The organism is Bradyrhizobium sp. (assembly GCF_035570375.1).
Taxonomy (GTDB): domain Bacteria; phylum Pseudomonadota; class Alphaproteobacteria; order Rhizobiales; family Xanthobacteraceae; genus Bradyrhizobium.
In genome coordinates this window covers 26,816-48,594 of sequence record NZ_DATMLW010000131.1, presented here as the reverse complement: position 1 = coordinate 48,594, position 21,779 = coordinate 26,816, and the positions used below count along the sequence as shown (strand labels likewise).

The window sequence follows — 21,779 nt, the reverse complement described above, 5'->3', positions numbered from 1 at the left end:
GCCGCTAATCCCTGTGGTGCGCTGCGCAAACATAGGGGTTTCCATAGCAGCCGGGCGCAGGAATCGCAAAGCCCTCGCCGGTGGGCTGGGAGGTGGTCAGGTGACGGTGCCGAGCTCCGGAAATGCTCCCGGCGCCGCGGCGAGGCATGCGCGGGCGCGGGCGCTGTCGTCGTCCATCTGGCGGATCAGCGTCTCGATGCTGTCGAACTTCAATTCGTCGCGAATGAAAGCGATGAAGGCAACATCGAGGGTGGCTCCATAGAGATCGCCATCGAAATCGAACAGGAATATTTCCAGGAGCGGGGCGCCATTGTCGAAGGTCGGGCGGCGGCCAAAACTTGCCACCCCGTCAAAGCGCCGTCCGCCGAGTCCGACCCGCACCGCGTAGATGCCGTGCTTCAGGCCGCAATTCTTGTCGAGGCGGATATTGGCGGTGGGATAACCGAGGTCGCGGCCACGCTTGTCGCCATGGATCACCTGACCGGTGACGAACCAGGGGCCGCCCAGCATGGCGGTGGCTTCCTCGATTTGTCCCTCCGTGAGCGCCATGCGGATCGCGCTCGAGGAGACCGGCCGTTCGGCGATATCGACATGCGCCTGCACGTCCACCTCGATGCCAAGACGTGGCGCTTCCGATACCAACAGACTCGGCGAGCCGACCCGGCCCTTGCCGAAATGAAAATCGTAGCCGACGGCAATGCCGCTGATCCCGAGCCGCTCGATGAGATCATGGTGAATGAAATCTGGCGCCGTGGTCTCGGCGCGGCGCTTGTCGAAGCTCATTACGACGGCGCCGGCGAGCCCGGTTCCCGCCAGCAGCCGCAGCTTCGCGGTCTCGTCGGTCAGCCGGAATTGCGGGGTGTTCGGGCTGAAATAGCTGCGGGGGTGCGGTTCGAATGTCACCGCCATGGCCGGCTTGCCATGCGCCCGTCCCATTCGAAGCGCCGCGTCGATCACCGCGCGATGACCGAGATGGACGCCGTCGAAATTGCCCATCGCGACCACCATTCCCTTCGGGATCGCCGCCGCGGGGGTGGAATCGCCTATCACCGTAAAGTCAGCCGCCATCTTGGGAATCTTCGATTCTGTCGTCAGGCGCGGGACCGTGACTTGGGGAAACTGATGAAGTCAAGCCGGAGCCTTCATCGCCATTAGCCCCATTTCGGGACGGTAGCAGGTTAACGGGCTGTTTAACGGCTGATGGTAGTCCTTGCAGCGGTCGGCGAAGCGACTCTAAGTCGCGGCAGAACTCTTACGATTGTTGCGGTTGCGCAGGGGAATTGAATATGGCGGTTGACTTGTCGATGTCGGTTCTGGTGGTCGATGACTACAACACCATGATTCGTATCATCAGAAATCTCCTCAAGCAGCTTGGCTTCGAGAATATCGATGACGCCAGCGACGGATCGCAGGCGCTGAACAAGATGCGCAGCAAGAAATATGGGCTCGTGATCTCCGACTGGAACATGGAACCGATGACCGGATACGACCTGCTCAGGGAAGTCCGGGCCGACCCCAATCTCGCCACCACCCCGTTCATCATGATTACGGCGGAGTCCAAGACCGAGAACGTCATCGCCGCCAAGAAGGCCGGGGTAAACAACTACATCGTCAAGCCCTTCAATGCCGCGACGCTGAAGACCAAGATCGAAGCCGTGTTCCCGGATCTGGCGAACGCTTAGGACCTCGGCTCTGTCCCGGACGCGGTGCAGCGCGTAACGCTGCATCGCCGAGCCGAAACCTGCCTGCCAAAAAAATATGGATCCCGGATCAGCAGCGCGCCACGCCGCCAACAGCGCCGCGGCTTACGCAGCATCCGGGAAACGGCGGTGCTACCACCGCAATTCCCGCATCAGCGCGCGCGGCGGATGGCCGAACAATTCCCTGACGGAAGCGGGGTCCAGCTGGTCGATCCCTTCGAATTCCTCGGAATGGATGCCGCGAGTGATGAACAGGCAATCGATCCCGAAGCTTTGCGCGCCGGCCAGATCAGTCCGCACCGAATCTCCGATCGCAAGGACGTCCTTGAGCTCGACCGCACGGCCGCGACGTTCGGCGGCCATCGCGATGGCGCGCTCATAGATCGGCCGGTGCGGCTTGCCGTAGAAAATCACTTCACCGCCGAGTTCGAGATAGAGTTCTGCGACCGCGCCCGCGCAATAGATCAGCCGGTCGCCGCGCTCGACCACGATGTCGGGATTGGCGCAGATCAGGGTCAGCCTGCGCTCGCGCGCCTGCAGCAACATCGCGCGGTAATTTTCCGCCGATTCCGTTTCATCGTCGAACAGGCCGGTGCAGACGATGTAATCGGCCTGTTCCAGCGGTGCGAGAACCGGATCGAGCCCACGATAGATCGAACTGTCGCGCTCCGGTCCGATCCAGAACATCTTCTGACCGGGATGGTCGGCGACGAAATGCCGGGTGAGATCGCCCGAACTGACGATCGCGTCATAGATCTCGTCCGCAACCTTGAGCTTGCGCAATTGCCGCTGCACCGAATCCGCAGGTCGCGGCGCGTTGGTGATGAGGATTACGGTGCCGCCTTGCTGGCGAAAGCTGTGAAGGGCCTGGCAGGCATCCGGGAATGCGGCGAGGCCGTTGTGAACCACGCCCCAGATGTCGCTGAGCAGGACCTCTGCGCCGCCAACGACGTCGCGCAGCCTTTCGGCAAATCTAAGCGCCGTCATGTCGCCTGTCAGACGGGGCCGGCGGCACGGCGCGCCAGTGCGGCGTTGCCGGTTGCGCGAGCCGGCTCGATCGCTGGCTTGCCGGAGCCATTGGTTTCCTGCGCCCTGCTCTGATGGACGGTGCCATTGGCAGGTGCGCCCTCGGGGCGCACCGGACGGGGCGGCGCAAACAGAAATCCCTGGCCGAACCGCACGTCGTAATCGAGCAGATCGACCACGGCGCGTTCGCCCTCGATCCGTTCGGCGATCAGATCGATGCCGAAGCGGCCGAGCAGGTCGGAAAGGTCGGACGGGTGAATGTCCGAAGTCGAAGACCGCTTCGGATCGAGCAGCAGCGCGGCGGGGACTTTGATGAAGCGGACACCGCGGTCGGCGAGTTCGCGCGGTTCGATCCTCAGATCGGTGACGTGATCGATCGAGAAGCGATAGCCGCGCTGCGCCAGCGCCGCGAGATGTTCGCTTTCCGTCGGGCCAAGCTTGCGGAACGCCGCCTGCTTGAATTCGATGACGAGCGAGGGCGCCAACGCGCGGTTGGCTTCGAGGAAATCAAGGCATTGGGTGAAGGTCACGGGATTGCCGAGCGTCGCCGCCGCCAGGTTACAGAACACGCCGACGTCCTTGTTGCGCACCATCAGCCGGCGAAGCACCTGCACACAGCGCAGCATCACCATGTGATCGATCCGCCCGATCAGTCCGGCAGCTTCCGCGACGCGGATGAAATCTTCGGCCGGAACGATCTGATCGTTCTCGTCACGCATCCGCGTCACGGCTTCATAGAAACGAACCTTGCGTTGCGGCAAGGTCACCATCGGCTGCAGGTAGATTTCGAGCCGGTTTTCCTCGATCGCAGCCTTCACGGCGGCAAGGATCTGGGCTTCGCTGCGGGAAGAGGCAGATTTGCTGGCCGCGACGACGGGCGGCGCCAGCGCCGTGGTCACGCCATTCGCGGCCGCGGCGGCGGGCGATTGCTCCTTTGGTTCGTCCTCCACCTTGTTGGCGGGAAGGCCCGCGGACAGGATGTCGTCGTGGCTCGCAACGGAGACCGCGAGCTGTTTGACGAGCCCGCCGAGTTCGCTGATCTCCCCCGCCACCGCCTGAATGCGGTCAGCACCCGCAGCATTGGCCGAAGCGAGCCGGCCTTCGACTGCGGCGAGCCGGCGGCCGAATTCGGCGACCTGACGGGCAAGATCGGCGGTGCCGCGCGACAGGTCCGCGATCTGGCTGCCGACGTCGGTACGGTCGCGCAGCCGCATCGATACGGCATTGTAGAGGATCAGGAAGGTCAGCGCGGTGAGCGCGACAATCGCCGATTCCGTTCCGCTGATTCCTGCGACCGAGTACAGGACCAGGCCCAGGGACGCTGCGACCAGCACCATGCAGATCGCGATGAAAATCGTGGAAATGCGAATCATCTAGCGAACGTCCCCCCACCCGATGCCCGCTTCTGACTGAAGCGGTCACCGATCCTATCACCATTGCTGATTCGCCGGACGAATGTTGTTATTTTTCATCCGCCGGGGAACCGGCCGCAGTCAGGCCACCGCGCGGATCACCCTGGCCACCTTCTCGACGATCTCCCCGATCTGGTCTTCGCTGACGATCAAGGGCGGGGTCAAGGCGAGGGTATCGCCGGCGATCCGCAGCATCAGGTCGTGATCGAAGAACGCGCTGTTGAGCCCGTCGAAGCCCCGTTTTCCGATCTGATCGGGGCGCGCGGCAAGGTCGATCCCCGCCGTGAGCCCGACAGTGCGGATGTCGAGCACGTTGGGCTCGTTTCTCAGCGACATTACGGCGTCGATGAATTTGGGCTCCAGCGCACGGGCGCGCTCGAACAGCTTCTCCTCACGGTAGATTTCGAGTGTTGCAAGCCCGGCGGCGCAGGCCAGGGGATGGGCCGAATAGGTATAGCCATGGGCGAGTTCGATGACATGTTCCGGGCCGTTCATGAAGGCGTTGTGGATCGTGTCGCGCACGACGACGCCACCCATCGGAGCGGCACCATTGGTGACGCCCTTGGCAAAGGTGATCATGTCCGGCAGCACGCCGTAACGCTCGGCGGCAAAGGCGAAACCGAGACGACCAAAGCCGGTGATGACTTCGTCGAAAATCAGGAGAATGCCGTGCCTCTGGGTGATTTCGCGCAGCCGCTTGAGGTAGCCCTTGGGCGGCGGGATCACGCCGGTCGATCCCGCCATCGGTTCGACGATCACGGCGGCGATGGTGTTTGCGCCATGCAGGTTGACCAGACGCTCGAGCTCCTCGGCGAAATGCGCGCCATATTCCGGCTCGCCTTTGGTGAAGGCCTGCTTCTCGCGGTCATAGGTGTGGGACAGATGGTCGACGCCGGCGAGCAGCGTTCCGAACAGTCGGCGGTTGTTGACGATGCCGCCGACTGAGGTGCCGCCGAATCCGACGCCGTGATAGCCACGCTCGCGGCCGATCAGACGGGTGCGGCTGCCCTGGCCGGAGATTTGGTGATAGGCCAGCGCGATCTTGAGCGCGGTGTCGACGGCTTCCGATCCGGAATTGCAGAAGAACACGTGATCGAGCCCCGCCGGCGCGAGGTCGGCGACGCGGCCGGCGAGTTCGAATGCCTGCGGGATGCCGAACTGGAACGGCGGCGCATAGTCGAGCGCGGCGGCTTGCCTCGCAATGGCCTCGGAAATCCGCTCGCGGCCATGCCCTGCATTGGTGCACCACATCCCGGCGGCAGCGTCGATGATGTTGCGTCCGTCGGTCGTGATGTAATGCATGCCCTTTGCGCCGGCGAGCATCCGCGGCGCCTTCTTGAAGGCCCGGTTGGCGGTGAACGGCATCCAGTGCGCGGCCAGGTCGTTGGGTACGTTGACCGCATTGGGGCGTGGGCTCTTGTCCAGCATGGGGGCCTCTTGAAGTTTTGGGATATGGCTGTTGGCGGCCAAACTAGCAGTTTCGGACCTCGAATACCACGAACGGGATTGCTTTACGGTCAATCAGGCCGTGATAAGTAACATTCGGCTGGTAAGGCGGCTGACTTCTTCCGAAAATTTCACAGATCCGCGGCGCGAATCCAGAAAACCTCGCCTTGCGAATCTTCGGTTTCGAGCCAGAGAAATTCGCTTTCCGGACAGGCCGCCTCGAGCGCCGGGCGACAGCGGCCGATTTCGCACAACAGCCCGCCCTCGGGCGTCAGGTGGCGCCTGGCCTCGCTCAATATGCGACCGATGACCTCAAGACCGTCGGCACCGCCGTCGAAGGCGAGCTTCGGCTCGGCGCGGCATTCGCGCGGCAGCGCGGCCAAGCCTTCGGCATCGACATACGGCGGATTGGCAATGATCAGGTCGTAACGCTTGTCGCCAAGCGGCGCGAACAGGTCGCCGCGGTGCAACATCACCCGATCTTGAAGGCCGTAATCGGCCACATTGCGCGCGGCGACCTCGATAGCCTCTCTGGAAATGTCTACCGCATCGATCTTCGCGTTCGGAAAGGTCCGGCTGGCGAGAATGGCAAGACAGCCGGAGCCGGTGCATAGATCGAGGACGTTTTCCACCGCGCTTGCGTTTTCGATCAACGCGGCTGGTTGGTCGTCGCGCCCGCCGAAATGTGAATCCAGCAACTCGCCGATATAGGAGCGCGGGACGATCACCCGCTCGTCGACATGGAAGGGCAGGCTGCGCATGTAGATCTTGTTGACGAGATAGGCGGCAGGTTTTCGCGAGGCGACGCGGAGGGCGATCAGGTCGAGGATCGATTTGGCCTCGCGCGCGGTGACCCGCGCGGTCGCGAACGTGTCGAACTGGTCGGGGTGAAGGTGCAGCGTCTCGCAAACCAGAAATGCCGCTTCCGCAACCGGATCGGTCGTGCCATGGGCGAAGGTCAGTTTGGCTTCGACAAAGCGGCTTACCGCGAAACGGACGAAATCGAGCAGCGTCACCAGTTCGCCGGGTCTGACCTCGGCGAGTTTCGATGCGGCGCGGGAACGCTTGGCGGGTGATTTGACGCGCTTCGCCATCTGGATCCTGGCCATCAGGGCTTGGTCCAGCGCGCCGCCGCCTCGTCGTCGTGGTGACGCGCTTCGACCCAGCTCGTTCCGCTGCCACTCTCCTCACGCTTCCAGAACGGTGCGTTGGCCTTCAGGTAGTCCATCAGGAATTCCGCGCCGGCGAACGCCGCCTGCCGATGCACCGACGCGGTCAGCACAAGCACGATATTTTCACCGGGCGCGATGCGACCGACGCGGTGAATCACGCTCACGCCGGTCAGGGGCCAGCGCGACATCGCGGTCTCAACGTGCCGTGCGATTTCCGCTTCCGCCATGCCGGGATAATGCTCGAGCGTCAGGGCCGCGATTGGGCTCCCGTCGTCGCCGTCCCTGCAAATGCCGCTGAAGCTCACGACCGCGCCGATATCGGTGCGGCCCCTGGTGAGAGCGGATATCTCACGCGCGATGTCGAAATCGGCCTGCTGGATTCGAATCGTGACGTTGGCGGTCATGAGAACTGGCGAGCCCGAAAATGGATTCAGCCGCCGGTCATCGGCGGAAAGAACGCAATCTCCCGCGCGCCGGCGATGGTGGCGTCCGCCCTGACATGGGCATGGTCGATCGCCGCGCGGATCACCTTTGGCGTCTCGAAGGCGTGGGCGTAGGTCTCGCCGCGCCTGGCGAGCCACGCCATCAGGTCTTCGATCGTCCGCACGCTTTCCGGCGGCTCGATGGTTTCCTCGGATTTGCCGACCCGCTCGCGGACCCAGGCGAAATATTTCACCTTCATCCCTCATCCTCCTTCATGAGGTGATGGATGCCGGCACGGAAATAGTCCCAGCCGGTATAGATCGTGAAAAGCGCGGAGATCCACAGCAACGATATGCCAACCTGGGTGGTGAACGGGATGACCTGGTCGCCGGCTTCGCCCGCGAGCAGGAAGCCAATCGCCACCAGCTGAATCGTGGTCTTGTATTTGGCAAGCTTGGTGACGGGCACGCTGACGCGCAGTGCGGCGAGGTATTCGCGCAGGCCCGAGACCAGAATCTCCCGGCACAGGATCACGATCGCCGCCCACAGCGTCCAGCCGTGGATGATGCCGTCGGCGGCGAGCATCAACAGGCAGGAGGCCACCAGCAGCTTGTCGGCGATCGGATCGAGCATCCGCCCGAAGGCCGATTGCTGGTCCCAGATTCGCGCATAATAGCCGTCGAGGAAGTCGGTGACCGCGGCGGCGAGGAACACGGCCAGCGCCATCCATCTGAGCCAGAGCGGGCCGTCCATGATGGACTGCACATAGATGCAGCCAACCACCACCGGGATGGCGGCAATCCTGGCATAGGTCAGAATGTTGGGCAGGGAGAGCGAGGTTTTCGCCACCCCCCTGGTCGTCGCGATGTTCATTCCTGGTGCACCACTTTCCGAAGTTCGTGCTACGCCGCCGCACCCACCTTTCACGAACTTCGGAAAGTCATGGGCACCAGCAAATTATCGATTCTAGTGCCGCTTTACCATTTGAAGTTCCTGGACAAAGTTTGCCGCTTGCAGTGCAGGAACTTCAAATGGGCGGCACTGGTACCAATACCGCTGAAGTGTGAAGGTCAACCGTCCGCGGCGCCGCAGCGGGATGACCCGGTTCAATTTTACCCCAGCTGGGAGTGGAAAAACTCGAAAATCTTGCGCGCGCTTTCCGCGCTGACACCAGGAACCTTGCCAAGATCGGCGATCGAGGCCCGCTCGATCTCCTTCAGGGTTCCGAAATGGTGCAGCAAGGCACGTTTGCGTGAGGGGCCGATCCCGGGGATTTCCTGCAGTCCGGCCTCGCGAATGTCTTTTTTGCGCAATTTTCGATGGGAACCGATGACAAACCGGTGGGCCTCGTCGCGCAGCCGCTGGATGAAATACAAGACCGGGTCCCGTGGCTCGAGTTTGAGTGCGTCCCGATTCGGCATGAACAGGGTTTCGCGGCCGGCATCGCGGTCCGGTCCCTTGGCGACCGCCAGCAGCGAAACCTGCGTCAAGCCCATCGTGTCGAAGATCTCCCTTGCCGCGTTGAGCTGGCCGCGGCCGCCGTCGATGATGACCAGGTCAGGCCATTGCGGAAAACTATCGTCGTCGCGGCGGGACCTGACCGCACTGTCTTCGGCCGGCGGTGTCACCAGCCGCTTGAAGCGCCGTTGCAGCACCTCGCGCATCATCGCGTAGTCATCGCCGGGCGTCAGCCCCTCGGCCTTGATGTTGAACTTGCGGTACTGGTTCTTGATGAAGCCGTCGGGGCCGGCCACGATCATCGCGCCCACCGCGTTGGTGCCCTGGATGTGACTATTGTCGTAGACCTCGATCCGCTGCGGCGGATGCGGCAGGCCGAGCGTGGTGACAAGCCCGGCCAGCAGCCGGCCTTGCGTTGCCGTATCGGCGAGCTTGCGTCCCAATGCCTCGCGCGCGTTGGTGAGCGCATGCGCGATCAATTCCTTTTTCTCGCCGCGCCGCGGTGTTGCGACCTCGACCTTAAAGCCCGCCTTGACCGAGAGCGCGTTCGCCAGCAACTCGGCTTCCTCGATCGTGTGCGACAGCAATACGAGCCTGGGCGGCGGCTTGTCGTCGTAGAACTGCGCAAGGAACGAGGCCAGCACCTCCTCCGGCGTGAACGATTTCTCCGCGCGCGGGAAATAGGCGCGGTTGCCCCAGTTCTGCCCGGTGCGGAAGAAGAACACCTCGACACAGGAATATCCGCCTTCCTGGTAGATGGCGAACACGTCGGCTTCCTCGACCGTGCGCGGATTGATGCCCTGTTGCGACTGGATCGCTGACAGCGCCGCAAGACGGTCGCGATAGAGAGCTGCGGTCTCGAATTCGAGCGCGGCAGAAGCCCTCTCCATCTCGCCCGCCAGTTGCTGTTTCACGGCGTGGCTGCGACCCGACAGGAAGTCCTTGGCTTCGCGCACGAGCTCGGTGTAGCCGGGAAAATCGATTTCCCCGGTGCAGGGTCCCGAACAGCGGCGGATCTGGTAGAGCAGGCACGGCCGCGTGCGGCTCTCAAAAAACGAATCGGTGCACGAGCGCACCAGGAAGGCGCGCTGCAGCGCCGTGATGGTGCGATTGACCGCACCTGCCGAGGCGAATGGCCCAAAATACTGGCCCGGGCGGGTCTGGGCGCCGCGGTGCTTGAGAATCTGCGGCGCCCAGTGATCGCCCGTGATCAGGATATAGGGGAACGATTTGTCGTCGCGCAGTTGCACGTTGAAGCGCGGCCGCAACTGCTTGATCAGATTGGCCTCGAGCAGCAGCGCTTCGGTCTCGGTCGCGGTGGAGACGATCTCCACCGCAACGGTAGCTGCGATCATGCGCTGGATGCGCGCGGGCTGGGGGGCGGTCAGCCTCGCATAGGAAGCGAGCCGCTTGCGGACATTCTTGGCCTTGCCGACGTAGAGGACGTCGTTGGCTGCGTTGAGCATGCGGTAGACGCCCGGCGAGATCGGTGCCAGGCGCACCGCGTTTTCGATCGCTGCATGGCCGATCGCGAGCGGACCTTCGGCGACCGGCTCGGCATTTTCCTCGGCGATTTCCGGCAGCCGCGCCTCATCCTCCTCCTCGGCGTTGACGGTGGCAGGGTCGATATCGCCCGCGGCCAATTCCTGCGGCGGCAAGTCAGGTTCCGCAGCGATCGGTTCGGAGCCGGACGGAGCTTTCCGCCGGTCGGATGCCTTCGCCTGATCGGTAGAATCGTGAGCCATGGCCTTGAAGATTTAAGCGCCGCCATCGCGCAGCGCCAGTCGCGCCGGTAACGCTCTCTTAAGACTAAAAAGCACCCTGCGAGAGGCCTTAACAACCCCTTAACTTAAAAGTCTCGATAAATCCTGTCGACAAAGGGTGGAATTCCGTAACCACGCCGGTCGTCACGACGCGCATTTTTTTCGCGACTGAAACCAACGGTCACGGCGAGTGTGTTGGGGAGTGTGAGGGATGAGCAGGATCGCTTTGGGCGCGGCAGCGCTGATTGCCGCGACCGGGACGGCTTCGGTTGAGGCAGCCGATCTCTATTACGGATCGCGCGCCCCATACACCGTCAACCAGCCGCTCAATATCTATAGCTGGGCAGGGCCCTATCTCGGCGGAAATCTCGGTTGGGCCTGGGGCTCCGTCGACAATAGTGTGACCAGGCCATCGGGTTTCGTAGGCGGCGCGCAGGCCGGTTATAACTTCTTCCAGACCGGCCCATGGGTGTTCGGTGTCGAAGGCGACCTCCAGGCGACCGGCGCCTCCGATACGTTCGCTCCGTGGAAGTTCTCAAACCCATGGTTCGGCACGGTGCGTGGCCGCGCCGGCTATGCGTTCAACAACATCCTGTTTTACGGCACCGCGGGTCTTGCGTTCGGTGAATTGCGCGGCGAGACGTTCGGTCTCTCGGAGACACACACCAACGCCGGCTGGACCGCGGGCCTTGGCGCCGAATTCGGTCTCACTCCGAACTGGAGCACACGATTTGAGTTCCTCTTTGTCGATCTCAGCGACAGCAACTTCACGATCACCGGCGTTCAAAACGGCTATCACTTCGGGCTGCTTCGTGCCGGTGTGAACTATCGCTTCTGAGAGCAACAAGAAAATCAGCAGCAAATTTCCCGGCCGCACTACGGCCGGGATTTTTTTGTCAAAGCGCTTTTGAGCGAAGTGGGAACGTCCTTCGCGTGAAAAATACGCGTCGAGCTTTCAATCGTCGTCTCGACCCCGCGTCAACAGGACGCATCGAAAAAAGAAATTTTCCGAGACGTCTGAAAATCGAAACGGCTCAGGAAGAAATCACGAGGTTAACCGCCTTGGGGCCTTTGCCCTTCTTGTCCGGTTCGACATCAAATGTAATACGTTGTCCTTCGGTCAGATCCTTCAATCCGGCACGCTCCACAGCCGTGATGTGGACGAAAACATCGCGTCCGCCGTCATCGGGCTTGATGAAGCCATAGCCGCGTTCTCCGTTGAAGAACTTGACCGTACCAGTCATGGCCATAGGGAAACCTCCCCGCATTGCTCCGCCGCTACGCCAACGCGTATCGGTGGGTCGGATATTCGCTGTCGGAAGTCTGGCCATCCCGGCGTTCAGGCGATGAGCCTGGATCCGCCACAAATTAATAGAAGAAGGCCTTCACTCCGCCGCTACCATTCGCGGAAGCGGAACGTAAAGCCGATCCCAATGGCTTGAGCATAATACGGTTCCCGGCAAATTGCCTATCGGACTTTTAAGGCCGGGCGGCGGGCCGGCCTGGTTAAGGTTTAGGCGCTCTCGAGTCTCCCGGCTCGGACATCCGCTTCCTCTTGCGGGAAGCGCTCTTGCAAATGTCCGACCCCGCGCGGACGCCACAAATACAGGATTTTAGTGCGATTTTGGATTTGACATTGGCGACCAAGGCACGCGGCGACAGGGACGCGAGTGTCAAATCAACCGCACCAGTCTCCACCGGCCGGCGCCGCCCTGGCCGAGCGGCTTTTCAAGTTCGGGCAGGATGGCCTTGAGCTCTCCCATCAGCGTCCACGGCGGGTTCACCGCCAGAAGACCCGCCGAGGCCAGCGCGGTGCCTGGCCTCTCGGGCGCGACGCTGAACTCGAGTCGCAGGCATTCTCCGGGAGGGCTCGTACGCCCAACCGCTTCGGCGACCTGCCTCGCCAATTCCTCCGTGACCCGGCGGCTTTTGACCGGGTACCACAACAGGTAGCTGCCGCTGGGCCATTTCGCGAAGGCTTCCGCAAAGCCCGCGGCGAGCCGCTCAAACTCGTCCTTCTGCTCGTATGGCGGATCGATCAGGATGAGACCGCGCCGCTCTTTCGGCGGCACGAAGGCCGGCAACGCGACCCAGCCATCGAGTTCGACCACGCGGGCCTGGCGGTCTCGCCGCAGCGCGTCGACCAGCTTCTTGTGCGCTTTCGGCTCGAGTTCGCATGCGGTCAGCCGGTCCTGCGGCCGCAGCAAGGCGCGCGCGATCAGCGGCGAGCCGGGATAGGCCTCGAGTTCGGCCCCGCGCGGGTTGAACGCCCTGACGATGTCGAGATAGGGCTTGATCAGCGATGCGGTGGCTTGCGAGAAGCGCGCCTGCATGATGCGGGCAATGCCGGTGAGCCATTCGCCTCCGCGTTGGGCTTCCTCACCGGTCAAATCATAGACGCCGGCGCCGGCATGGGTATCGATCAGGCGAAACGCGGCCGGCTTCCCCTGCAGATAGAGCAGAATACGCGTCAGCACGATGTGCTTGAGGACGTCGGCAAAGCCACCGGCGTGAAAGGCGTGGCGATAGTTCATGGCAGCGGGGTTACCACGTCATTGCCAGCCAGGCGAAGCAATCCATGGCCGGCAGAACGACGCATCGATGGCCCCAAGTGGCTTTCGCCCTGCCGAAAATGAAGGTGAAGCTGTGCTTTGCGAACGCGCTCAGCCGCCGCGCACAGGAGGCATCAGCACCTGGTCGCGCCGGCAGGCGCGGCGGTCGATCTCATCGCAGGCGCGGAACTGCAGGTCCTTGCTCATGCAGATGCGCACTTCGCTCAAGCGCGACCTGTTGCAGGTGACGGCAACCGCGGCATTGGAGAGGCCCGGATTGACCCTGACGAAAGCGTCTTCGATGTCCGCCGGTGAAATCGTCTTCGGATCGGACAATTCGATGAATTCAGGCGGAATCTTCACCGCCGCGCGCGCCTTGCGAACCGTCTCGAAATAGGCGCGCGGGGAAAGCCCCGAACATGTGCCGTGCTTGTCCCATTCATTGAAGATCAGCCCGGGCGCCGGCATCAGATCGAGCATGGAGGTCATGATGTTTCGGTCGAGCCGCGGCGCCGGCCGTTCGCAATAATTGGGAAAGCCGTGCTCATATTGCGGCCACAGACCGTGGACCACGAAGGAAAACGGCCGCCCGCCGCACTGGGCCTGTTGTGACCGCCCGCTATGGCCGCGTTCGGCCGCCTCTTCGCAGAACGATGGCGACCACGACAGCGACAGCACGTAGAAATCGAATTCACCCGGGGCGTTCTGCCGGCGATCCTGCGCCGAAGCGGTGCCCGCCGCGCCGATGCCGATCACTGCCGCACCAAGGAGGCCGGTGGCCGCCAAAATCCGCCTTATCCACCCCAATCGAAACCCAGACATGGTGATGCCCTCATTCCACAACCTGTGCTCGAAGCCTAGCATCCGGGAAGAACATTTCAAGAACAAAATGCGCGCGCGTCGACGTCGGACGGGGCGCGGCCGGGTGGGAAAGCGGAAAATTATCGTCGAATCAGGGCCCCGCTGCCTTGCAGGCGGGGTTATACGCCCAGTTGCGGTCTAGCCCGGTGACACACCATTCGATGCCCTGGTTATAGCCGGCGAAGCCGCCATCCTCGATGATCGAGTAGTGAACGCGGCGCACCCTGCCGTCGTTCAGCATCACATCGCCGCTGCAATAGCGACGCGGGATGTTATCCGATTGCCAGGGCCGGAACGCGGTTTCGTGAATCCGGCCATAGGCCGTGATCCGCAAGGCGGAATTCCAGAACGTGCTCTCCTTTTCCTCGAATTGCGAAGTGATCGTGCCGAGCGCAGCTTCGCAAGGTGCGACCCGGCCGTCATATTTCGGGCCTGACAGCCAGAAATTCAGCTCCAGCGGATTGGCCGCCTCGGCTGCCTGGCCGGACACGAACAGGCCAAACAGCATGCCAAGCGCCACGTTCAGGCTGATCTTTCTGGCAATGAAGAAAAGGTCGCGCATGGTCGGTCGCCGCTGGTGGTGTAGGGCTCTGGACGGGTGATCGAACATTGCAAACCGTGCCGCGAAGCCCCGCCGAGGTCAAGTGCAACGCGGCAACACTGGCCAATTACTCGATTTCCAGCCCTCCACCGTTCTTTTCACGGCAAACGATGCGCCTTATGGTGCTTCGCAAGCACAACGGAGTGAACGATGCGAATCACCGGGGCCCTTACTCTGATCGCCGTTGGCGGCATGCTGGCGGGCGCGCCCGCGCGCGCCGATATCTTCAATTACGTCCCGCCGTTCAAGGGCAACGATACCGGCGGCATCATCGCCTATGAACTGGCCCAGCGGGTGGATGCCCGGCAACTCGCCGTCGATCATTGTGCGTCCTACGGCAAGGTGGTGAAATTTCTGGCGGTGGATCCGCAGTATGGCGGTTACGTCTCGTTTTCCTGCCGCTGGGTGCCGTATGGCGCCAATGAACGTCCGCTGCGCACCTTGTACTAGCGCGGTGGAAGTTCCTATCGGTGCTGCTGCAATCTCATCATAGGAACTCCAAATTCAAAAAACCGCACCAGAAACCAGGCGACATCGTGATGCCCGGCGGCAACATCAAGGATGCCGAAAAGCTCAGGGGCCTGTTGCCGAAATAGCCGCTGGTTAAACCGGTACCCGCACGGCGGCGCGCAGTCCGCCCATCGGACTGTCGCCAAGGGTGATGTCGCCGCCATGGGAACGCGCGATGTCGCGCGCGATTGCGAGCCCAAGCCCCGTTCCGCCCTCGTCCTGGTTGCGCGCGTCGTCAAGCCTGAGGAACGGTTTGAACACTTCCTCGCGCATGGCAGGGGGAATACCCGGCCCGTCGTCGTCGACCGTCACGGTGAGGTAGCGGTGATCGCGGTGGCCGGTGATCGAAATCGCATTGGCATGCCGGGCGGCATTCGACACCAGGTTGGCGAGGCAGCGCTTGAACGAGGCCGGCTTCACTGTCACGACAGGGAGTCCGTGGAAGGCCACGGTCGCAGCATGGCCGTGGCGCTCGGCATCGCTGCGCAGTTCCTCCAGCGCCTGGGCCATGTCGGTCGGCTGCGCGTGCTCGCCGGTATCGCCGCGCGCAAACGCAAGGTAAGCCTCCAGCATGCCCGACATCTCGTCGACGTCCTTGCGCATGGCGTCGACTTCCGGACTGTCCCCGATCAGCGCCAGTTCGAGTTTGAAGCGGGTCAGGATGGTGCGCAGGTCGTGCGACACGCCGGCCAGCATCGCCGTGCGCTGTTCGATCGAGCGCTCGATGCGCGACTTCATCTCGATGAAGGCTTGCGCGGCGCGGCGCACCTCGCGCGCCCCGCGGGGACGGAAATTGGGCGCCTCGCGGCCCTTGCCGAAACTCTCGGCGGCATCGGCCAGGCGCAGGATCGGCCGGATCTGGTTGCGCAGGAACAGGACCGCGACGATCAGAAGGATCGACGAAGTGCCGACCATCCAGAACAGGAAGATTTCCGAGTTAGAGGCATAGGCCGCGCTGCGCTGGGCGAAGATTCGCATCACCGCGTCGTCGAGCTGAATGCGGATTTCGACCAGGTTTGAGCGGCCGACGGTGTCGATCCAGAACGGCTTGGCGATCTGCCGTCCAAGCTGGCGCGACAGCGTCTGGTCGAGCAGCGAGAAGAACGGCTTTGGACCGGGCGGCGGCAAGTCATCAACGGGCAGGAAATCGACCAGCAGTCCCAGCCGTTGCTGGGCGATGCGCCGAAGTTGCGCGCGGTCCTTGTCCTGGGGGTAGACCTTGTAGACGTCGATCAGGGCGGCGATGTCCTGCACCACCGCGGCCGAGAGATGCCGCGTGACCGTGTTCCAGTGCCGCTCCATGAACACGAACGCCACCACCGATTGCAGCACCACCATCGGCACGATCATGATCAGGAGCGCGCGGGCATAGAGCCCGGTCGGCATCCAGCTCTTGAACGCGTTGCCCATCCGGCCATTGGCTGCGGAAACCCGTTCCGCGGCGGTGCGGATCAGCGTGAGACCGGTGTCGAGTGGAGCGGATTTGACGTTCGCCACTCCCTTGCCGCGATTTTCGGATGCGAACGTCAAATCCAAAGCTCCACTCGAATTATAGGTTTGCTAGTGCGGCGAATTTGAAGTTCCTATTAGTATCGCGGCAGGTTGGTGATAGGAACTTCAAATTCAAAGCCGCACTAGAATCAACAAGTTGCTAGAACTCCTTTGATTCCGAAGTTCGCATCAGAGGTCGCCGCGATAGCTTGCGAACTTCGGAATCGGAGTTCTAGTGCCCATAACTTTCCGAAGTTCGCGCAAGGGTGGTGCCGCGACGGAGCGCGAACTTCGGAAAGTGGGCGCTAGTGTACTCATGGGCGGGCACTCGACGACATAACGATGAACAGTGTTGGCCGCGGATGTGCACTCCCTCCACGCGAGGGGGAGGGGGGAAGACAGACCGCTCGGGTAGATTGGTTGATCACGACGATCCTGCTCCAACCGGTCCACATGCGTTAGGGCGACGCGACCAGGCGATAACCGATGCCGCGGACCGCCTGCAGGAACAGCGGGCTCGCCGGGTCGCGTTCGATCTTGCGGCGCAGGCGGTTGATCTGGACGTCGACGGCGCGCTCGTTGACCGTGTCGCCGCCGGTCAGACCGCTGCGCGGCACGGTCTCGCCGCGTGCAAGAGCAAGAATTCGCAGCATGTCGCGCTCGCGGTCGGTGAGATGGACGGCCTCTTCGCCCTGGCGGAGTTCACCGCGTTCCAGGTGATAGACGTAAGGTCCGAACGCGATCTGCTCCAGCGTCTCCACCGGCGGCGGCGCCGAGCGCTTGAGGATGTTGCCGATCCGCAGGACGAGTTCGCGTGGTTCGAACGGCTTGGCGACATAGTCGTCGGCACCGATTTGCAGGCCCTCGATCCGGCTTTCCGCCTCATGGCGTGCCGTCAGCATCACGATCGGCACCGATGAGGAGCCTCGGATGAATCTCACCAGATCAAAGCCGGTTTCGCCGGGCATCATCACGTCGAGGATCAACAGGTCGAAATTCAGGCCGTTGAGCTTGGCGCGGGCGTCCTTGGCGCTCATCGCCGTAGTCACGCGATAACCTTCCCCGCAGAGAAAGCGCGACAACAGATCGCGGATGCGGCGGTCGTCGTCCACCAGCAGCAGATGCGGGGCATCGTCGGCCGGCTTCGGCCGCGTTCGTGCGACGGTTGCAGCCTCGGCCACCATTGTCATTCCTTTGCCTTCGCGGTCGTCGTACCGGTTCCAAAAATGGCTTCCAGCACCTTGTCGGGATCGTCGCGATCGATCATCGCGCGCAGGAATTGGCGGATCGCATCCGCGCCCGATGGTCCGACATCGCGCAGTGCGCGGTTCAGCCGTGCCGTCTGCAAGCCGGCGAGCCTGGCGACCAGCGCCTCGCCCTTGGCGGTGGCGAAAAGAAGGCGTTGCCGGCGGTCATTGTTCCCGGCCTTCTGCAAGATATATCCTTCGTCGAGAAGCTGCTTGAGCACCCGCCCGAGCGATTGCTTGGTGATCCGCAGCACGTCGAGAAGATCGGCAACCTTCAGTCCGGGATAGCGGTGGACGAAATGCAGCACGCGGTGGTGCGCCCGGCCGAAGCCGAAGGCCTCGAGCTCATGGTCGGCATCCCCGACGAAATCGCGGTAGGCGAAGAACAGGAGTTCGATGATGTCCCAGCGCAGTTCGGCCGGGACCGGTCCACGTCCCTCGCCCCTCGAATCGGCGGTGGTGGTGGCTGCTGGGGGCCTTGAGAGATTTACGTCAGGCATATTGACATATCTTGGGTTCAATGTTACAAAACAGCCAGCCACGACGAAATATTAAGTCGCTTCGATCGTGGCGAGGTTCCGGGTGGTCAAGAATAGTCAAAGGAGCTGCGGAGCCGCGAATCTGTTGACCATATGATTGTCGAGCGGCGCTTCGGCAAACATACTGGACTTCCGCATTCCACAAAAGCGTGTCCTGAGGGCGCGCGGCTGTGGTAACCGGCCGCAAGGCGGGAACGGCTGAGGTCCAACGAACCAACGGCGCCGCGGCGCGGTGGTGTCCATCGCGCCAATCCGGGAGAGAGGCCATGGCGGTTTCGTTAGATAGATCTGCCCGAAATCGGGACGGCGGGCCCGGAGAGGTCAGACCGGCTGCGGAGATCGCGCCGGTTTTGACAGCGGGAAGCAGGACAATGAGCGTGAAATTCGAAATCGAGCCGGCGACTACTCCGACCTCCGAGAAGGAGCGCGCGGCAAAGCTCGTGGACCCCGGCTTCGGCCGGATTTTCACCGATCACATGGCTTTGGTGCGCTACAATCAGGGGCAGGGCTGGCATAGTGCGCGCGTCGAATCCCGCGCCAATTTCCCGCTCGATCCTGCCACAGCCGTGCTGCACTACGCGCAAGAGATTTTCGAAGGTCTCAAGGCCTATAAGCGCGACGACGGCGGCGTGAACCTGTTTCGCCCCGACGCCAATGCCCGCCGCTTCCGGAATTCGGCGGAGCGCATGGCGATGGCGCCGCTGCCCGAGCCCGTATTCATCGAGGCGGTCGAAGAACTCGTGCGCATCGACCGCGCCTGGATGCCTGGGGGCGAAGGCAGCCTCTACCTGCGGCCGTTCATGATCGCCAGTGAAGTCTTCCTCGGCGTAAAACCATCAGCGGAATACACCTTTGCCGTCATCGCCTCGCCGGTCGGCTCCTATTTCAAGGGCGGACCTGCGCCCGTGTCGATCTGGGTGTCGGAGAATTACACGCGCGCCGCGATCGGGGGCACCGGCGCGGTGAAATGTGGCGGCAATTACGCCGCAAGCCTGCGCGCGCAGGCCGAGGCCATCGATCACGGCTGCGATCAGGTCGTTTTCCTCGATGCGCTCGAGCGCCGCTATGTCGAGGAACTCGGTGGCATGAACGTCTTCTTCGTCTTCGACGATGGTTCGCTGTCGACGCCGCCGCTTGGCACGATCCTGCCGGGCATCACCCGCGATTCGATCATCGCGCTGGTGAAGGATTCCGGCACGCATGTACGCGAGGAGGCCTACTCGATCGACCAATGGCGCGCTGATGCCAAAAGCGGCAAGCTGAAAGAGGCCTTCGCCTGCGGCACGGCGGCGGTCATCTCGCCGATCGGCAAGGTGTGTTCGGCAAGCGGAGATTTTCTCATCAGCGGTGGCGCGGCCGGCCCGGTTGCCATGGGGCTGCGCAAGAAGCTTATCGACATCCAGTACGGCCGCGCGGCCGACCCGCACAACTGGATCCGAAAGGTTTTGTGAACCGGCTACCTTAAACCGCGTCAGTAGGATGAACGACGAACACTCGAGCCTTGCAACTTTGGGGTGACGGTATGGCTAAATTTCTGACGGAGCACGATCCGCCGGTCATTGGCGTTCGTGCGGCTGATGCCGAGATGAACGCCGCGATCGCCCGTGCCCGCGACACGCTTCCGACGTTCTGGGCTTCCTACGATGCGCCGAAGCCGACAGAGTCAGGTCATTGCCTGAAAGTTCGTTTTGCTGGTGATGGCTACGTCGAGCACATTTGGATGGCCGACGTGGAGAAGCTTCCGGATGGCAATTATTCCGGCCGGTTCGCCAACGAGCCGAATGATCTGCCAGGCAAGAACATCGGCGATCAGACCGAATTCGAACAGGCCGATATCTCCGACTGGATGTTCATGCGGAATGAAAAGATCGTCGGCGGCGAGACCCTCAAGCTGCTGCTGAAGTCGATGCCGAAAGAAGACGCCGACGCCATGCGCGCGCGGATGGAGCAGCCGCCACATTGAACCGGGTTGCCGCTCGCCGTCCCGGCTGATACCAACGCGCCTCATGGCCGAGAAACCGAAAAAGCCGCAAAAGCTCAAAGCCCGCCTGCCGCGTGGGCTCGCCGATCGCGGGCCCGCCGAGATCGCGGCGACGCGTGCGATGCTGGAAAGGATACGCTCGGTCTACGAGCGCTACGGCTTCGAGCCGGTGGAGACGCCGGCGTTCGAATATACCGATGCGCTGGGAAAATTCCTGCCCGACCAGGACCGGCCCAACGAGGGCGTGTTCTCGCTGCAGGACGACGACGAGCAATGGATTTCGCTGCGCTACGATCTGACCGCGCCGCTCGCGCGCTACGTTGCGGAAAATTTCGACACGCTGCCAAAACCCTACCGCAGCTATCGCGTCGGTTACGTCTACCGCAACGAGAAGCCGGGTCCCGGCCGCTTCCGCCAGTTCATGCAGTTCGATGCCGACACCGTGGGTTCGTCGTCTCCCGCTGCGGATGCCGAAATGTGCATGATGGCCGCCGACACGATGGAAGCGCTCGGCATCCCGCGCGGCTCCTATGTGGTCAAGGTGAATAACCGCAAGGTGCTCGATGGGGTGAGAGATGCGATCGGCGTCACCGATGACGGACAATGGCTGACCGTGATGCGGGCGATCGACAAGCTCGATCGACTCGGGATCGCCGGCGTCGCGCAACTGCTTGGCGAAGGTCGCAAGGATGTATCGGGTGACTTTACGAAAGGCGCCGGATTGAGCGCCGCCGACATAGCGCTCGTGATCGGCGCGATCCAAACGGGCGAGAAATCCGCGACCGATACCAGATTGCGCGAGAGCGAGATCGGCAAGCAGGGGCACGCGGAGCTCGAGGAAATCAGTCAGCTCGTTGTCGCCTCCGGCTATGGCCCTGATCGTATCATCATCGATCCTTCCGTCGTCCGCGGCCTCGAATATTACACAGGTGCGGTCTACGAAGTAGAACTGCTGCTCGACACCAAGGACGAGAAGGGCCGCCCCGTGCGTTTCGGCTCGGTCGGCGGCGGCGGGCGTTATGACGGTCTCGTCTCGCGCTTTCGCGGTGAGATCGTGCCGGCGACCGGATTTTCGATCGGGGTGTCGCGGCTGCAGGCCGCGCTGACCATGCTCGGTCAGCTCGACACCCGACCCGAATTCGGCCCCGTGGTCGTGACCGTGTTCGACCGCGATCGCCTCGCCGACTACCAGAAGATGGTAGCGAGTTTGCGAAGTGCCGGCATCCGCGCCGAGCTTTATCTCGGCAACCCGAAGAACATGGGTAATCAGCTCAAATACGCCGATCGCCGCAACTCGCCTTGCGTGATCATTCAGGGCTCGGATGAAAAATCGCGCGGCGAGGTGCAGATCAAGGACTTGATCGAGGGCGCCAAGGCGGCGGCCGCGATTGCCTCCAATCAGGAGTGGCGCGAGACCCGACCTGCGCAATTTTCGTGCAGGGAGGACGAGCTTGTCGCCAAAGTACGCGACGTGCTGGCCCGGCATAACGTGACATGGATATAGTCCATCCCAATAGTCATGTTCGGCATGCAGGTTCGGCTTCAACAGACGTGCGCAGATGTCTCATTGTGCAAGGGCTTTTGTCTGGTAGGGAAA

Annotated in this window: 22 protein-coding genes; 6 read left to right on the top strand and 16 right to left on the bottom strand. The window is 62.5% G+C overall.

What is annotated here, in order from left to right; genetic code table 11:
- Nucleotides 1-96: 96 nt before the first annotated feature.
- Entirely contained in the window at nt 97-1,068 is a 972-nt protein-coding gene (locus tag VNX23_RS14080) for a bifunctional riboflavin kinase/FAD synthetase (RefSeq protein ID WP_325630926.1), read from the bottom strand.
- A gap of 218 nt (nt 1,069-1,286) precedes the next feature.
- Between VNX23_RS14080 and VNX23_RS14075 the strand changes: the two genes are divergently transcribed.
- A complete protein-coding gene (locus VNX23_RS14075) occupies nt 1,287-1,682 on the top strand; it encodes a response regulator (RefSeq protein WP_325630924.1) in 396 nt (131 codons plus the stop codon).
- A gap of 150 nt (nt 1,683-1,832) precedes the next feature.
- On the opposite strand, the gene VNX23_RS14070 is transcribed toward VNX23_RS14075, so the two are convergent.
- From VNX23_RS14070 to uvrC, 8 genes are all read right to left on the bottom strand, one after another.
- On the bottom strand, nt 1,833-2,687 hold the full coding sequence (locus tag VNX23_RS14070) for a TIGR01459 family HAD-type hydrolase (protein ID WP_325630923.1): 855 nt from the start codon (nt 2,685-2,687) through the stop codon (nt 1,833-1,835).
- An 8-nt stretch (nt 2,688-2,695) separates the two neighbouring features.
- Nucleotides 2,696-4,099, bottom strand: coding sequence for an EAL domain-containing protein (locus tag VNX23_RS14065; RefSeq protein ID WP_325630921.1), 1,404 nt, complete (start codon nt 4,097-4,099; stop codon nt 2,696-2,698).
- A 120-nt stretch (nt 4,100-4,219) separates the two neighbouring features.
- Complete coding sequence (locus VNX23_RS14060; RefSeq protein ID WP_325630920.1) at nt 4,220-5,566, bottom strand: aspartate aminotransferase family protein; 1,347 nt, start codon at nt 5,564-5,566, stop codon at nt 4,220-4,222.
- 149 nt (nt 5,567-5,715) lie between these two features.
- A complete protein-coding gene (gene prmB, locus VNX23_RS14055) occupies nt 5,716-6,678 on the bottom strand; it encodes a 50S ribosomal protein L3 N(5)-glutamine methyltransferase (protein WP_325631020.1) in 963 nt (320 codons plus the stop codon).
- Nucleotides 6,679-6,692: 14 nt separating this feature from the next.
- Entirely contained in the window at nt 6,693-7,160 is a 468-nt protein-coding gene (locus VNX23_RS14050) for a molybdenum cofactor biosynthesis protein MoaE (protein ID WP_325630918.1), read from the bottom strand.
- A 26-nt stretch (nt 7,161-7,186) separates the two neighbouring features.
- Nucleotides 7,187-7,438: a molybdopterin converting factor subunit 1 gene (gene moaD / locus VNX23_RS14045; RefSeq protein ID WP_325630916.1), complete on the bottom strand. Its 252-nt coding sequence runs from the start codon at nt 7,436-7,438 to the stop codon at nt 7,187-7,189.
- Nucleotides 7,435-8,052, bottom strand: coding sequence for a CDP-diacylglycerol--glycerol-3-phosphate 3-phosphatidyltransferase (pgsA, locus tag VNX23_RS14040; protein ID WP_325630914.1), 618 nt, complete (start codon nt 8,050-8,052; stop codon nt 7,435-7,437). Before pgsA ends, moaD begins: the two co-directional genes overlap by 4 nt.
- Nucleotides 8,053-8,291: 239 nt before the next feature.
- Nucleotides 8,292-10,382 carry an excinuclease ABC subunit UvrC gene (gene uvrC / locus VNX23_RS14035; RefSeq protein WP_325630913.1) on the bottom strand — a complete coding sequence of 697 codons (2,091 nt, stop codon included), beginning with the start codon at nt 10,380-10,382 and terminating at the stop codon, nt 8,292-8,294.
- A gap of 229 nt (nt 10,383-10,611) precedes the next feature.
- On the opposite strand from uvrC, the gene VNX23_RS14030 reads away from it, so the two are divergent.
- Nucleotides 10,612-11,238 (top strand): outer membrane protein, encoded by a 627-nt coding sequence (locus VNX23_RS14030; RefSeq protein WP_325630911.1) that lies wholly within the window; start codon nt 10,612-10,614, stop codon nt 11,236-11,238.
- A gap of 196 nt (nt 11,239-11,434) precedes the next feature.
- On the opposite strand, the gene VNX23_RS14025 is transcribed toward VNX23_RS14030, so the two are convergent.
- The 4 genes from VNX23_RS14025 to VNX23_RS14010 all read right to left on the bottom strand — a co-directional run bounded on the left by VNX23_RS14025 (nt 11,435) and on the right by VNX23_RS14010 (nt 14,375).
- Nucleotides 11,435-11,650 carry a cold-shock protein gene (locus tag VNX23_RS14025; RefSeq protein ID WP_027581161.1) on the bottom strand — a complete coding sequence of 72 codons (216 nt, stop codon included), beginning with the start codon at nt 11,648-11,650 and terminating at the stop codon, nt 11,435-11,437.
- Between the two features lie 423 nt (nt 11,651-12,073).
- Nucleotides 12,074-12,934 carry a 23S rRNA (adenine(2030)-N(6))-methyltransferase RlmJ gene (locus tag VNX23_RS14020; RefSeq protein WP_325630908.1) on the bottom strand — a complete coding sequence of 287 codons (861 nt, stop codon included), beginning with the start codon at nt 12,932-12,934 and terminating at the stop codon, nt 12,074-12,076.
- A gap of 129 nt (nt 12,935-13,063) precedes the next feature.
- A complete protein-coding gene (locus VNX23_RS14015) occupies nt 13,064-13,774 on the bottom strand; it encodes a ribonuclease T2 (protein ID WP_325630906.1) in 711 nt (236 codons plus the stop codon).
- Nucleotides 13,775-13,904: 130 nt separating this feature from the next.
- Entirely contained in the window at nt 13,905-14,375 is a 471-nt protein-coding gene (locus VNX23_RS14010) for a hypothetical protein (RefSeq protein WP_325630905.1), read from the bottom strand.
- 189 nt (nt 14,376-14,564) lie between these two features.
- Between VNX23_RS14010 and VNX23_RS14005 the strand changes: the two genes are divergently transcribed.
- The gene (locus VNX23_RS14005) at nt 14,565-14,864 is read left to right on the top strand and encodes a hypothetical protein (RefSeq protein ID WP_325630904.1); all 300 of its coding nucleotides are present in this window, start codon (nt 14,565-14,567) and stop codon (nt 14,862-14,864) included.
- 153 nt (nt 14,865-15,017) lie between these two features.
- Here VNX23_RS14005 and VNX23_RS14000 read toward each other — a convergent pair whose 3' ends face one another.
- The 3 genes from VNX23_RS14000 to VNX23_RS13990 form a co-directional block, all read right to left on the bottom strand.
- Nucleotides 15,018-16,421 (bottom strand): ATP-binding protein, encoded by a 1,404-nt coding sequence (locus VNX23_RS14000; RefSeq protein WP_325631018.1) that lies wholly within the window; start codon nt 16,419-16,421, stop codon nt 15,018-15,020.
- Nucleotides 16,422-16,873: 452 nt separating this feature from the next.
- Nucleotides 16,874-17,599: a response regulator transcription factor gene (locus tag VNX23_RS13995; protein WP_414642995.1), complete on the bottom strand. Its 726-nt coding sequence runs from the start codon at nt 17,597-17,599 to the stop codon at nt 16,874-16,876.
- A gap of 2 nt (nt 17,600-17,601) precedes the next feature.
- Nucleotides 17,602-18,162 (bottom strand): MarR family winged helix-turn-helix transcriptional regulator, encoded by a 561-nt coding sequence (locus VNX23_RS13990; RefSeq protein ID WP_325630901.1) that lies wholly within the window; start codon nt 18,160-18,162, stop codon nt 17,602-17,604.
- 410 nt (nt 18,163-18,572) lie between these two features.
- Between VNX23_RS13990 and VNX23_RS13985 the strand changes: the two genes are divergently transcribed.
- The 3 genes from VNX23_RS13985 to hisS all read left to right on the top strand — a co-directional run bounded on the left by VNX23_RS13985 (nt 18,573) and on the right by hisS (nt 21,686).
- A complete protein-coding gene (locus tag VNX23_RS13985; RefSeq protein WP_325630900.1) occupies nt 18,573-19,652 on the top strand; it encodes a branched-chain amino acid aminotransferase in 1,080 nt (359 codons plus the stop codon).
- Nucleotides 19,653-19,723: 71 nt separating this feature from the next.
- Nucleotides 19,724-20,164, top strand: coding sequence for a YegJ family protein (locus VNX23_RS13980; protein WP_325630898.1), 441 nt, complete (start codon nt 19,724-19,726; stop codon nt 20,162-20,164).
- Between the two features lie 43 nt (nt 20,165-20,207).
- Nucleotides 20,208-21,686 (top strand): histidine--tRNA ligase, encoded by a 1,479-nt coding sequence (gene hisS / locus VNX23_RS13975; RefSeq protein ID WP_325630896.1) that lies wholly within the window; start codon nt 20,208-20,210, stop codon nt 21,684-21,686.
- Nucleotides 21,687-21,779: the final 93 nt, after the last annotated feature.